The 12,826-nt window shown below is 73.5% G+C and carries 14 protein-coding genes; 9 read left to right on the forward strand and 5 right to left on the reverse strand.

The window, feature by feature from the left end; genetic code table 11:
• Positions 1 to 4: 4 nt before the first annotated feature.
• The gene (locus OHA34_RS00125; RefSeq protein WP_329520338.1) at positions 5 to 835 is read left to right on the forward strand and encodes a TIGR03619 family F420-dependent LLM class oxidoreductase; all 831 of its coding nucleotides are present in this window, start codon (positions 5 to 7) and stop codon (positions 833 to 835) included.
• Between the two features lies 1 nt (position 836).
• On the opposite strand, the gene OHA34_RS00130 is transcribed toward OHA34_RS00125, so the two are convergent.
• Entirely contained in the window at positions 837 to 1,529 is a 693-nt protein-coding gene (locus OHA34_RS00130; protein WP_285944036.1) for a GntR family transcriptional regulator, read from the reverse strand.
• Between the two features lie 260 nt (positions 1,530 to 1,789).
• Here OHA34_RS00130 and OHA34_RS00135 point away from each other — a divergent pair, with 260 nt between their 5' ends.
• From OHA34_RS00135 to OHA34_RS00155, 5 genes are all read left to right on the forward strand, one after another.
• On the forward strand, positions 1,790 to 2,530 hold the full coding sequence (locus OHA34_RS00135) for a GntR family transcriptional regulator (RefSeq protein ID WP_329520339.1): 741 nt from the start codon (positions 1,790 to 1,792) through the stop codon (positions 2,528 to 2,530).
• Between the two features lie 273 nt (positions 2,531 to 2,803).
• A complete protein-coding gene (locus OHA34_RS00140; RefSeq protein WP_285944034.1) occupies positions 2,804 to 4,306 on the forward strand; it encodes an FAD-dependent monooxygenase in 1,503 nt (500 codons plus the stop codon).
• A gap of 156 nt (positions 4,307 to 4,462) precedes the next feature.
• On the forward strand, positions 4,463 to 5,914 hold the full coding sequence (locus OHA34_RS00145; protein ID WP_329520340.1) for a pyridoxal-dependent decarboxylase: 1,452 nt from the start codon (positions 4,463 to 4,465) through the stop codon (positions 5,912 to 5,914).
• A 153-nt stretch (positions 5,915 to 6,067) separates the two neighbouring features.
• Entirely contained in the window at positions 6,068 to 6,259 is a 192-nt protein-coding gene (locus OHA34_RS00150; protein ID WP_285944032.1) for a DUF5302 domain-containing protein, read from the forward strand.
• 228 nt (positions 6,260 to 6,487) lie between these two features.
• On the forward strand, positions 6,488 to 7,720 hold the full coding sequence (locus OHA34_RS00155) for a hypothetical protein (protein ID WP_329520341.1): 1,233 nt from the start codon (positions 6,488 to 6,490) through the stop codon (positions 7,718 to 7,720).
• 15 nt (positions 7,721 to 7,735) lie between these two features.
• Here OHA34_RS00155 and OHA34_RS00160 read toward each other — a convergent pair whose 3' ends face one another.
• Positions 7,736 to 8,362, reverse strand: a complete 627-nt coding sequence (locus tag OHA34_RS00160; protein WP_329520342.1) for a pyridoxamine 5'-phosphate oxidase family protein — start codon at positions 8,360 to 8,362, stop codon at positions 7,736 to 7,738.
• 115 nt (positions 8,363 to 8,477) lie between these two features.
• Here OHA34_RS00160 and OHA34_RS00165 point away from each other — a divergent pair, with 115 nt between their 5' ends.
• Positions 8,478 to 9,962 carry an aldehyde dehydrogenase gene (locus tag OHA34_RS00165; protein ID WP_329520343.1) on the forward strand — a complete coding sequence of 495 codons (1,485 nt, stop codon included), beginning with the start codon at positions 8,478 to 8,480 and terminating at the stop codon, positions 9,960 to 9,962.
• Here the strand turns inward: OHA34_RS00165 and OHA34_RS00170 are convergent.
• Positions 9,950 to 10,555 (reverse strand): site-specific integrase, encoded by a 606-nt coding sequence (locus OHA34_RS00170; RefSeq protein WP_329520344.1) that lies wholly within the window; start codon positions 10,553 to 10,555, stop codon positions 9,950 to 9,952. The genes OHA34_RS00165 and OHA34_RS00170 overlap by 13 nt on opposite strands.
• Before the next feature lie 72 nt (positions 10,556 to 10,627).
• Here OHA34_RS00170 and OHA34_RS00175 point away from each other — a divergent pair, with 72 nt between their 5' ends.
• Both OHA34_RS00175 and OHA34_RS00180 read left to right on the forward strand, forming a co-directional pair.
• Positions 10,628 to 10,873, forward strand: a complete 246-nt coding sequence (locus OHA34_RS00175; protein ID WP_285944027.1) for a hypothetical protein — start codon at positions 10,628 to 10,630, stop codon at positions 10,871 to 10,873.
• A 233-nt stretch (positions 10,874 to 11,106) separates the two neighbouring features.
• Positions 11,107 to 11,673, forward strand: coding sequence for a DUF1707 SHOCT-like domain-containing protein (locus tag OHA34_RS00180; RefSeq protein WP_285944026.1), 567 nt, complete (start codon positions 11,107 to 11,109; stop codon positions 11,671 to 11,673).
• 55 nt (positions 11,674 to 11,728) lie between these two features.
• On the opposite strand, the gene OHA34_RS00185 is transcribed toward OHA34_RS00180, so the two are convergent.
• On the reverse strand, positions 11,729 to 12,058 hold the full coding sequence (locus OHA34_RS00185) for a hypothetical protein (protein WP_329520345.1): 330 nt from the start codon (positions 12,056 to 12,058) through the stop codon (positions 11,729 to 11,731).
• Positions 12,059 to 12,255: 197 nt separating this feature from the next.
• A complete protein-coding gene (locus tag OHA34_RS00190) occupies positions 12,256 to 12,753 on the reverse strand; it encodes a hypothetical protein (RefSeq protein ID WP_329520346.1) in 498 nt (165 codons plus the stop codon).
• Positions 12,754 to 12,826 lie beyond the last annotated feature (73 nt).

A 12,826-nucleotide genomic window follows, 5' to 3' on the forward strand; every position in this document is an offset into this window, starting at 1 on the left:
CCGGGTGAAGACCTACCTGCACCTCACCCAGGTCCCGCTGCCCGAGGTGGTCGGCCTCGCCCGGCGGGCCGAGGAGCTCGGCTTCGCGGGCGTCTCGCTCGCCGAGCACCTGGCCGCGCCCGCGGAGATGACCACCCCCTACCCCTACGGCGTCGCGCCCTGGCAGGGCGTGCCGGAGTGGGGCGACCCCTGGGTGACCGCCGCGGCGATCACCCAGGCGACGCGGCGGCTGCGCGTGCTGACCAGTGTGTACGTGCTGCCGCTGCGCCCGCCGCTGCTGGTCGCCAAGGCCGTCGCGACCGCCGCCGTGCTGTCGGGCGGCCGGATCGGCTGCGGTGTCGGGGCCGGCTGGCTGCGCGAGGAGTTCGACCTGGCCGGGGAGGCGTTCGGCGGGCGCGGCGCCCGGATGGACGAGGCCATCGAGATCCTCCGCCTCGCCTGGACGGGTGAGACCGTGGAGTTCCACGGCGCGCACTACGACCTGGCGCCGTTCACGATGCGCCCGGCGCCGCCCGCGCCCGTCCCGATCCTGGTCGGCGGCGCGGGCCCCCGGGCGCTGCGGCGCGCGGCGCTGCTCGGCGACGGCTGGATCGCCCCCGCCGGGCCCGCCGCCGAACTCGCCGCCGCCGTCGCCGGGCTGCGGGAGGCGCGGGCGGACGCGGGCCGCACCGGCCCGTTCGAGGTCGTCGCGTGGAGCGAGGGCCCCGGCGACCTGGACGCACTCGCGCGGGCCGGGGCGGACGCCGTCCGGGTGCGGCCATGGGCGCTCCACCCCGGCCTGAGCCGGGCCGCCGCGCTGGAGCGCTACGCCGCGGGCGCGGGCCTGAGCGGCTGAGTCAGGCGTCCTGGGCGGCCCAGAACCCGCGGCCTTCGAGGTGCTCCACCAGCAGCGTGCCCGAGTGCGCCATGTGGTCGTTCATCGCGGCCCGCGCCGCCTCGGGGTCGCGGGTCCGCAGCGCCGCCAGGACCACCCGGTGGTCCTCGACGGCGATCCGGTTCCAGCCCGGTATCACGGCGTGGAAGCGACGCGGGGTGTACTTGGTCGCCGTGTCGATCATCCAGGTGAGCTTGGGGGCGTCGGCGGCCAGGTAGATCTCGCGGTGGAACAGGTAGTTGAGCTCGTCGATCCGCTCGGGGCGGTCCGAGCCCGCGTCCCGCTCGATCGACTCCTGCACCCGCTCGATCTCGGCCAGCGTCGCCGGCGCCAGGTTCCGCGCCGCGCGGGCCGCCAGCTCGCCGGCCAGGACGCCCTGGGCGAAGGCGATGTCGCGCACGTCCTGACGGCGTAGCGTGGACACCGCGAAGCCCTTGCGCGGGGCCAGCTCGACGAAGCCCTCGCCGCGCAGCGCCATCAGGCCCTCGCGCGCCGGGGTGATGCTGATGTCCAGGTCGGCGGCGATCCGCTCCACCCGGACGTACTCGCCCGGCCGGACCTGGCCGGACATGATCAGCTCCCGCCCGTACGCGGCGGCCTCGTCGCTGAGCTGCGGGCGGTCCCGGACCCGGTGCGCGGGTGAGGTGTCGGCCACGGAGAGTTCCTCTCATCTCATGCATCAAGCATGATCCTGGGAACATCTTGCCAGCCCGCCGCATCCGCCGCCAGCGGGACGCACCGATGCCGATGCGCGCGTCCTCCCGGTCATCGGCACATTCGACCGGGAGGACGCCATCTCCGAGCGGCTCGCGCGGACAGTCGCCGCACGCCTCCGGACGCGCTGAGACCCCGCCGAGACGGCCGTACCCGGCCCTCCCCCGGGAGGTTTCGCGCGGGATCGGATATGTATTGGAGGTGATCGATCCCTCCGGACCACTGCCGAAGTACCTCCAGCTTCGGGCGATCCTGCTCGACCTGATCGAGCAGGACCGCCTGCCGGTCGACGCGCCCGTCCCGTCCGAACGCGAGCTGTGCAAGCTGTACGGGGTGTCCCGGATGACCGTCCGGCAGGCGGTCGACCAGCTCGTCGCGGAGGACCGGCTGCGCCGCATCCCGGGCAAGGGCACCTTCGTGGCCAGGCCCAAGGTGCAGATGCCCAAGGAACTGGTCTCGTTCACCGAGGACATGCGCGCCCGCGGGCTGCGGCCCGGCTCGCTGGACCTGGCCGCCGCCACCGTTCCGGCGGGCGCCCGGCTGGCCCGGCTGTTCGGCGCCGAACGCGACGCCGGGGTGCACGCGCTGGAGCGGCTCCGGCTGGCCGACGGCGAACCGATGGCGGTGGAGCGCTCGCACATCCTGGCGTCGCTGGCGCCCGGCCTGCTGGAGCGCCGCCCGCCCAACACCTCGCTGTTCGGGGTGCTGGAGGACGCGTACGGCATCGTGATGGACGCCGGTGAGCAGACCATCGAGGCGGGCCCGGCCGGCGCCGAGGACGCCCGGCTGCTGGAGATCGACGCGGGCGCCACGGTGTTCTTCCTCCAGCAGCGCACCTTCAGCCGGGGCGTCTGCGTGGAGGTCGCGATGGCGGTCTACCGCGCCGACCGCTACCGCATCCACCTCGGCCTGGAGACCCCGCGCCGGCGGCCCGCGGGCTAGGCCGTGTTTCCAACGCCCGGCCCGGTGTCCTCGCCTGGCGGCTCGGACGCCGACCGTTCTTGGGCGAGCGCTGCATCGCTTCGCGATCTGGCCGGTGGGGCTCGCCTCCGGCTTCGCCCCACCGGCCAGGTATCGCGCTCGCGCGACGGCCGAGGCACTTTGAGACAGGCCCTAGGCCCGGCGGGGCCGATCCGTCCGCCCGGACACGTGCGAACCCCCGGGCGCGGGGAAGGGACCCGGTGGCGGCCTCGGACGCCGCCGAAGGAGGACCGGATGGCACCGAGCGGGGAAGTACTGATCGCCGGGGCGGGTCCGACGGGCCTGCTGCTCGCCGGGGACCTGGCGGTGGCCGGGGTCGGGTGCACCGTGCTGGAGCGCCGTGCGGAGCGCTCCGGGCTCACCCGTGCGTTCGCCGTGCACGCCCGCACGCTGGAGGCGCTCGACGCCCGGGGCATCGCCGACCACCTGATCGCCACCGGCGAGCGGGTGCGGAGGTTCCAGATCTTCAGCGGCAGCCGGCTGGACCTGTCGCGGCTCCCCGGACGCTTCCCGTTCGTGCTGGTCACGCCCCAGTACGAGACCGAGCGGGTGCTGGAGGAGCGGGCCCGCGCGGCCGGCGCCCGGATCGAGCGCGGCGCCGAGGTGGTCGCGCTGCGGCAGGACGCCGAGGGCGTCGACGTCGACGTCCGGACCGGCCCGGGCGGCGTGCACACCCGCCGCGCGGCGTACCTGGTCGGTGCCGACGGGGTGCGCAGCACCGTCCGGGAGGAGCTCGGCCTGCCGTTCCCGGGCCGGTCGGCGGTGCGGTCGGTGATGCTGGCCGACGTGCGGGTGGAGGGCGTGCCGCGCGAGGCGCTCACCGGCCGCGGGGTCGGCGACGCGTTCGCGTTGCTGGCCTCGTACGGCGACGGCTGGTACCGGCTGGTCGCCTGGAACCGGCGGCACCAGGTGCCCGACTCCGAGCCGGTCGACCCGGCCGAACTGCGCGAGGTCGCCCGGCGCGTGTTCGGCGCCGACCTCGGGGTCGGCGAGACCCGGTGGACCTCGCGGTTCCACAGCGACGAGCGGCAGGCCCCGCGGTACCGGTCCGGGCGGGTGTTCCTCGCGGGCGACGCCGCGCACGCGCACTCCCCGGCGGGCGGCCTGGGCATGAACACCGGCATCCAGGACGCGGCCAACCTGGGCTGGAAGCTGGCGGCCGAACTGCACGGCCGGGCGCCCGACGGGCTGCTGGACACCTACGAGGACGAACGGCTTCCGGTGGGCCGCCAGGTGCTGCGCGTCAGCGGCGCGCTGCTGCGGATGCTGCTGCTCGAGCCGCGCCCGCTGCGCGCCGTCCGGGGCGCCGCCATGGTGGCCGCCACCCGCATGCCGCCGGTGGCCAGGCGGATGGCCGGGACGGTCTCGGGGATCGACATCGCCTACCCGGCCCCGCGCGGCGCGCACCGGCTGACCGGCCGCCGCGCCCCCGACGTCCGGCTGGCGGGGGAGCCCGGCCGGCTGTACGAGGCGCTGCGGGAGGGCCGGTTCGTCCTCGTCGCCGCCGTCAACGACCCCGCCGTGACCTACCTGACGTTCAGGGGATGGGCCGGCCGGGTGCGCGGCGCGGTCGCCACCGGGTCCACCGGGTCCACCGTGCTCGTCCGGCCGGACGGCTACATCGCCTGGGCGACCGACGAGACCGCGCCCGACCGGCGCGCCGCCGAGATCCGCGCCGCGCTCACCCGCTGGTGCGGCGCCGCCGCCGAGCAGCCCTCGCATCAGCGGTGGGCGTGAGGCAGGGGGAGGGCCGCTCCAGGCTGGCGGCCCGGCTGACCGTCACCGAGGTCATGGAGGGAGTCCGGACGGTCGACATCGTGGAGATCCGGATGCTCTGAGCGGCACCGTCCCGGGGCGGGCGAGGCGAACCCGCATATGTGGTCTCATTGCCGGATGAGCGGGCATATGACGCCGGAGGAGTTCCGCCGGTACGGCAGGCAGGTCGTCGACTGGATCGCCGACTACCAGGAGAAGATCGAGTCGTATCCGGTGCTGTCGCGGGTGCGGCCGGGCGAGGTACTGGAGGCGCTGCCCGAGCACCCGCCCGAGCACGGCGAGGGGTTCGAGGCGGTGCTCGCCGACCTCGACCGGGTGATCATGCCGGGGGTCACGCACTGGCAGCATCCGAGCTACTTCGCCTACTTCCCGGCGAACGCGTCCGGGCCCGCGATCCTCGGCGACCTGCTGTCGGCCGGCCTCGGCGTCCAGGGCATGCTGTGGGCGACCAGCCCGGCCTGCACCGAGCTGGAGACGCGGGTGACCGACTGGCTGGCCGAGCTGCTCGACCTGCCCGCCGGCTTCCGCAGCGGCGGGGCGGGCGGCGGCGTCATCCAGGACTCGGCGTCCAGTGCCGCGCTCGTCGCGGTCCTCGCCGCGCTGCGCCGCGCCGACGGCGGGGCCGCCGGGCGGGAGGGCATCACGCGCCGCCACACGCTCTACATCAGCTCGCAGACGCACTCGGCGATGGAGAAGGCCGCCGGGATCGCCGGGATCGGCGCGGGCAACGTGCGGACGGTCGACGTCGACCCGGCCACGCTCGCGATGGACCCCGCCCACCTCGACGCGCTGCTGGCCGAGGACGCGGCGGCGGGCGCGCTGCCGGTGCTGGTGTGCGCGACGGTCGGCACCACCTCCACGACGGCGGTCGACCCGGTGGCCGGGATCGGCGAGGTCTGCCGCCGGCACGGCGTCTGGCTGCACGTGGACGCCGCGTACGCGGGCGTCGCGGCGGTCTGCCCCGAGCTGCGCTGGGTCAACGACGGCCTCGCAGGGAACGCCGACTCGTACGCGACCAACCCGCACAAGTGGCTGCTGACCAACTTCGACTGCACCGTGCTGTGGGTGGCCGACCGGGCCCCGCTGATCGGCGCGCTGTCGATCCTGCCCGAGTACCTGCGCAACCAGGCGTCGGCGTCCGGCGAGGTGATCGACTACCGGGACTGGCAGATCTCGCTGGGACGGCGGTTCCGGGCGCTGAAGCTGTGGTCGGTGATCCGCTGGTACGGGGCCGAGGGGCTGCGCGAGCACGTCCGCACGGGGATTCGGCTCGCCGCCGGACTGGCCTCGTGGATCCGCGAGGATCCCGCCTTCGAGCTGCACGACCACCATCCGTTCGGGCTGGTGTGCTTCCGCCCGCGCTGGGACGGGCTGCCGGACGCCGAGGCCGACGCGGCCACGCTGGAGCTGATGCGGCGGCTGAACGCCTCCGGCGACCTCTACCTCACCCACACCAAGGTGGGCGGACGGGTCCTGCTGCGGATGGCGATCGGCGCCCCCGCGACGGGTGCGGAGCACGTGCGGGCGGCCTGGCGGCGGATCACCGAGGAGGCCGGCGCCGGAGCCTGAGGGGGCACGGCCATCGATTTCGGGACGATCTGTCCGCCGATGGCCTGATGATGGGGAGATCCCCGTTGTGATCTTCCTGGGCCGGGTGCGCGGGCATCCGGTCCCCGGGTATGTGAAGCTTGAGGGGCCCCTAACGAAGAGCTGGAGGTCCGCATGGCCGATAACGCAGAAGAACGTGAAGGCGATCAGGACGACGTGAAGCGCAGGTTCAAGGAGGCTCTTGAGCGCAAGCGCGGTGCGGCGGCGGACAAGAACGCCGGTGGCGCGGGCAAGAACGGTTCCAAGGTGCGCGGCGTGCACGAGCGCGCCGACCACCAGCGCCAGTTCCGCCGCAAGAGCGGCTGAGCGCGAACCGCATCACGGTGACCCCCGCTCCCGGTGGGGGTCACCCGCCGGCCGTCGCGGACGGCGGGCGCGTTCCCGAGGGGTTTGCGCCGCCGGTCCGACGGCATGGCCGGGCGGCGCTCGGGGCGGGCTGACCTGCGGAGCGGAGCAGGCAAGCCGAAACGGGGCGGCGCGATTCGTGGAGATCTCGGCCTTGTGCGACCGGGGCCCCCGAATCACTCTCCTTGCATGCTCCCCACGCCCCGCAGACGCACCGTCCCCGCCCTGACGCTCACCGCCACCGCCACTGCCGCCGTCGCCCTGCTGGCCGCCCTCCCCGGGGCCGCCGCGCATGCCGCGCCGTCGGTCCAGGCCGCCGGTACCGGCTGGTCGCCCGATCTGTCGGCGGTCGACGGCGATGACGTCAACGTCCGCCATGACGGGAAGGCGCTGCGGCTCGCCTCCGGCCGCACCGGCCCCGCCTCGCTGCGCGGGGCGACGGCGGCCGGGCAGCTCATGCTCGCGCCCCGTGACCTGGCCGAGCCCGTCAACCGGGTGACCGCCCAGGTGACCGGCGCCGGGCCCGTCCAGGTGGACGTGCGGGCCCGGACGGGCGCCGGCGCGTGGACCGAGTGGACCCCGGCCGGGACGGCCCTGCCGGCGGAGTCGCGGCGGATCCAGGCGCGGGTGGTCCTCACCGGGGCACCGGGCCGGACGGCCCCGTCGGTGTCGGCCGTCCGGCTGACCGGCGACCGGATCGCCGCGAAGGCGCCCCGCACCACGGCCGCGCAGACCTACCAGGTGTTCGCGACCCGGGAGGGGCTCGTCGGCGGGACGACCGCGAACGGGCACGTCATCACCGACCGGGACCACTTCGTCGCGCTGCCGTCGCGGCGCGGCCTGTCGGGGAACGGCTCCGGCGAGTACTCGGTGCAGGTGTGCACGGCGTCGGGGAGCCTGTGCGAGTACGCGCCGGTGTGGGACGTCGGCCCCTGGAACACCCACGACGACTACTGGAACCCGTCCGCGACCCGCGAGATGTGGAACGACCTGCCGCAGGGGCGGCCCGAGTCGCAGGCCGCCTACCAGGACGGCTACAACGGCGGGACGGACGAGTTCGGCCGCCAGGTCGCCAACCCGGCGGGCATCGACCTCGCCGACGGCACCTTCTGGGACGGCCTCGGGCTGACCGACAACTCCTGGGTGAACGTGACGTACATGTGGACGGGCGCCGGGGCCAGGGGCGTCGTCCGCACGGCCGGCGCCCCGGTGCCGCTGCGGGCGGCGGCGAGCGCCGGCTCAGCCCGAACGGGGGTCGCGGCCAACCTCGCCAACGTCGTCGTCCAGTGCCACGTCCGGGGGCAGAGCGTGACCGGGACCTACGGCACGAGCGACATGTGGAACCGGATCGGCCCCGGCCACTACGTGCCCGCCGCCTACGTCCACACCGAATCCGACGCCCCGGCCGCCCCCGCCTGCTGAGGTCCGGGCGCCGGGCTACCCCGCGTAGAGCTTCTTGGCGTAGGCGGCGCCGTAGTAGTGCTCCAGCTCCTCCAGGCTCTGGTCGATCCGCTGGACCTCCTTGACCAGGCGCGCGTGCGACGGCAGGGCGTCGGGCTCCCAGGTCTCGGGCTTCCACAGCGCCGAGCGCATGAACGCCTTGGCGCAGTGGAAGAAGATCTGCTCGATGTCGACGACCAGGGCCAGCCTCGGCCGGTGCCCCTTGACCGTCATGGCGTCGAAGAAGGGGGCCTCGCGGACCAGCCGGGCGCGGCCGTTGATCCGCAGCGTCTCGGTGCGCCCCGGGATGATGTGGATCAGCCCCACGTGCGGGTTGGTCAGGATGTTGAGGAACCCGTCGGCGCGCCGGTTGCCGGGGCGGTCGGGGACGGCGATGGTGCCGTCGTCCAGGACGTGGACGAAGCCGGGAGGGTCGCCCTTGGGGGAGACGTCGCAGGTGCCGTCGGCAGCGCTGGTGGCGATCAGGCAGAACGGCGACTGCGCGAGCCACTCCCGGTCGCGGGCGTGCAGGCGGGGCCGGTCCTTGTCGATGACCCGCGGGAGCGGGTCCCCGAGCAGCTCGCGCAGCTCCGCCGCGGAGCCGATCTCCTCGTAGTCGGCCATGATCGTCCTTCCGCTGGTGATCAGAAGATCATGATATCCGGCGCTTCATCTTGGACATAAGCTTTCGCGTAGTGATAAATCTTAGGTCCAAGGCTTTTGTGGAGGAAGGGGCGCCGTGTTCGCGGACGAGATCCTGGTGGGCGGCCGGTGGCGGCGGGGCGGCGGGGAGGTGCTGGAGACCCGCGACCCGGCGACCGGCGAGGTGCTCGCCCGGCTGCACGGCGCCGGCGTCGCCGACGTGGACGAGGCCGTCCGGGCCGGGGCCGCGGCGGCGGCGGACCCGGCCTGGCGCGATCTGCTCCCGCACGAGCGGGCGCGGTGCCTCGTCCGGATCGCCGACCTGATCGCCGAGCGGGCCGACGACATCGCGGCCCTCCAGACCGCCGACACGGGCAAGTCCATCAACGAGACGCGGGCCCTCGTCGCCAGCGCGCAGGGCACTTTCCGCTACTTCGCCGCCGCCCTGGAGACCCTGGAGGGCGCGCTGACGCCCTCGCGCGGTCCGTACCTCACGATGAGCGTGCACGAGCCGGTCGGCGTGGTCGGCGCCATCACCCCGTGGAACTCGCCGATCGCCAGCGACGCGCAGAAGGTCGCCCCGGCGCTCGCGGCGGGCAACGCGGTGGTGCTCAAGCCCGCCGAGTGGACGCCACTGGTCTCGCTGGCCCTGGGCCGCCTGATCACGGACGCGGGGCTGCCGCCGGGCCTGCTGTCGGTGCTGCCCGGCCCGGGGCGGATCATCGGCGACGCGATCGTCCGCCACCCGGGAGTCGGGAAGGTGTCCTTCACCGGCGGCACCACCACCGGCCGGGCCATCGGCGCCGCCGCGGCCGAGAAGATCATGCCGGTGTCGCTGGAGCTCGGCGGCAAGTCGCCGACGATCGTGTTCCCGGACGCCGACCGCGAGCAGGCGCTGGCCGGGCTGCTGTTCGGGGTCTTCTCCTCGTCCGGGCAGAGCTGCATCGCCGGCTCTCGGGCGTTCGTGCACGCCTCGATCTACGAGGAGGTCGTCGGCGAGCTGGTCCGCCGGGCCGGGCGGCTGCGGATCGGCCCCGGCACCGACCCCGCCACCCAGGTCGCGCCGATGGTCGCGCACGCGCACCGCGACAAGGTCGCCGCCATGGTCGACCGGGCCCGGGACGAGGGCGCGCGGGTCCGCTGCGGCGGCCGGACCCCGGACGGCGAGGCGTACGCACGCGGCGCCTACTACCTGCCGACGATCCTGGACGGGGTGCCGAACTCCGCCGCGATCTGCCAGGAGGAGGTCTTCGGGCCGGTGCTGGTCGCGCTGCCGTTCGAGGACGAGGAGGACCTGGTGGCGCAGGCCAACGACACCGTGTACGGGCTCGCCTGCGGCGTCTGGACCGGCGACTACCGGACCGCGTGGCGGGTGGCCCGCCGGATCGACGCGGGCACCGTGTGGGTCAACACCTACAAGCAGTTCAGCATCTCCACCCCGTTCGGCGGCTTCAAGGACAGCGGCCTCGGCCGGGAGAAGGGCCGCGAGGGGATCTTCGCCTACATGCGGCAGAAGAGCGTGTACTGGGGGATGGACGAGCAGCAGCCCTACAGCCAGCAGTGGGGTGCTCAGAGCACCTGAGCAGGGCACAACCGGGGCACATGACCGAGGGCTGAGTCCACGATCGAGCGGGTCCTCTCATATGCCTCGGGCCATTCGCCGACGTACTCGTTCAGGGTGATCATAGGGTTGGCGTGCCCGAGAGCAAGCTGCACCGTCTTGACGCTAGCGCCCTGATGGATCAATAGGGTCGCGAAGTAGTGCCGGAGGCAGTGCAGGCCCACCCCCTCCGGCACTCCGGCGGCGCGGGCGGCCGGCTTCCATGGGCGAGACCAACTCGACCGGTAGATCGGCGTGAGGTTCTTCGTCCGGGCGCCTGCGTTTCCTCCCCACAGGAAGACCAGCTTGGCCATCCGGGTCCGCGGCCGGCGCGGGTCGGTCTCGTCCACGATCTCGACCTCGACGGGCGGATACTGCTCGATGTGCCGAGCCAGCGCGACCGCAGTCACCTCCGGCAGCTCCACGGTGCGCATCGAGGTCTTGGTCTTGGGGAGTGCAAGGTAGGGCTTGCGGCCGGACACCGCCTTGAGCTGCTGGGAGATGTCGACCTCCCGGCGCTGGAAGTCGATCGCGTCCAGCTCCAGCCCCATCGCCCGCGAGCGCTTGACCGCCACCACCACGCCCCTCGACGACCCCACCGCGTGGGCGACACCGACCGCCCCTGCCGACCTGTAGGAGACCCCCTCATGTACGACAGCATCGTCCGGACCCTCGTCCCGCTCATCGTGGGCGTCCTGGTCGGCCAGGCCGCCCGCATCAGGCTCGACCTGGACGCGACCGCGGTGACCGCGATCGTCACCCCCGCCGTTACCGCCGTCTACTACGCCGCGGCCCGCTGGATCGAGGTCCACTATCCGACGGCCGGGCGGGTGCTGCTGTCCCTCGGGCTGGCGCGCGGCGTCCCGGCCTACGCGTCCACCACGCCCCGGTAGCCTCACAACGTCGGCGGGTGGGGAAGCCCGTCCGGCACGAACGCCCCGTCCTCTGCTTCGGCGGGGGACGGGGCGTCTTCGTCATGCAGCGCTCAGCCCCCGGACCCCGGGGCGCCGATGCCCGGGAACTACGGGCTAACCTGGCCGGACGTTGTAGGTATCCGGCGCTGGACCGGCCGCACGGCCGAGGGAGGCAAGGTCCGCTTGTGGTCGGTATGGAGGAGTCGTCGCCGATGGACCCGGCAGACACGGCCCGGGCCGCGGATGCGGACCGGGAGGCCGTCGCCGAGAGGCTACGGATTGCCGCCGGCGAAGGCCGTATCGATCTTGAGGAGTTGGACGAAAGGCTCAGCCTGGCCTACGGCGCAAAGACGCACGGCCAACTCCGGGCCCTGGTGGTGGACCTGCCCGTCCATCCCCCTTCGGTACCGGGCCCGGCCGCCGTCCCAGAGCCCGAAACGCTTGTCCTCAAGACCACAACACCCAACATCAGGCAGTCGGGACAGTGGGTCGTTCCACGGCGGATTACCGCCGAGTCCACGACGGGCTTCATCACGATCGACTTCAGGCGGGCATCCTGCGCGCACCGCGAGGTCACCGTTGAGGCGGCGACCCGGACGGGGTGGATCCGGCTGATCCTTCCAGACGGCTGGGCGGCCCGAGTCGACCCGTCAAGCACGAACACCTCACATATCAGCAATAAAGCCGTCCAGGCGGCCGATCCCCACGCGCCGACCATCGTGATGAAAGGACACCCGGTCTTCGGCTACATCAAGATCAAGCAGCGTCGCAGACGATAACCCCGGTACGCAGCCTGCGTCCTTCATCCTCGGTCGCCGCCACGCCTGCACTCGCTCAGCCGCCAGCGCTACCTTCACCTCGACGACGAATTTCACCGTGCTGGCCGCCCTGTCCGGGATGGAACGCGAGTACATCCGCGACCGCACCCTGGAAGGACACGAGTCCGCCCGCAGCCGCGGCAAGAGCATCGGCGGCGCCGCCGTCACCGACGACGCCATGCTCGCCGTCCTCGTCGGGGGCGATGAAGAACTTGCGGACCCGGCCGTCGGGGGCGACGCCGCGCCACCACCCGCCCGCTTCGCGCAGCAGCGTGCCGGCGATCTGGTCGTCCTGGTCGCGGAGGAAGTAGACGCCGTCAGCGCCGCTCAGCCGATACTCCGTCATCACTGCCCTCCCCAAGCGCGGCCGGTGCTCCCCGGGGAGCGGGGGTGTGGAGCACCGGCCGCGCGATCCCCCCACCCGGCCGTAACGGATTCCCCAGTCCGCCGGCCGGGCATAGGGCCGCACGACCCCCGCGCGGGCCGTGCGGTGTCGGGCGGGCACGGCGGGTTGCTCCTGGAATGGTTCCGCCGCGCCCACGTTCATCGGTGGGCCCGCAGCTTGGACCGCAGCCCCTCGGGACTGCTGGCAGACAGGTCGGAGCCGCGGTTCAGGATGGTGCTCGTCGGTGCACCGCGGCTTGCCCACCAACGGCGCCCGCCCTCGGTCTCGGTGTCGGTGATGGTCCAGTCAGGGAACTCCGCGCGGACCTCGGCCGCCGCCAGCTCCTCGCAGGTGCGAGGGTCCCCGGCCCGCCGCAACGCGCCCTTCACCGTCGTGATCGCCTCGAACGGCTTGTCAGCCTCACACAGCCAGATCCCACCCGCCCACGTAAACCACCACCGGTCCCAATCACCGGCACGCCGACGGCAATCGAGCCGGACGCCCCGACTGTCCGGACCGTCCACCACCCGAAGCAGCCCACTCTTGATCTCGGCGGTGAACCCCTGCCCCCGGAAGGCCACGGCGAGACTCGCCAGGAGGGCGGGACCGTCCGGCTCGGGTAGCTTCGCCGGATCGTCTGAGCGGGTCGTGACCATCGTGACCGTCCTGTGAGGTGCGGGTATTGATTCGGTCACAGCCAGCGAACACCGGTCGCCGCCACGACGACAG

Source organism: Spirillospora sp. NBC_01491 (genome assembly GCF_036227065.1).
GTDB classification, from domain to species: domain Bacteria; phylum Actinomycetota; class Actinomycetes; order Streptosporangiales; family Streptosporangiaceae; genus Spirillospora; species Spirillospora xylanilytica.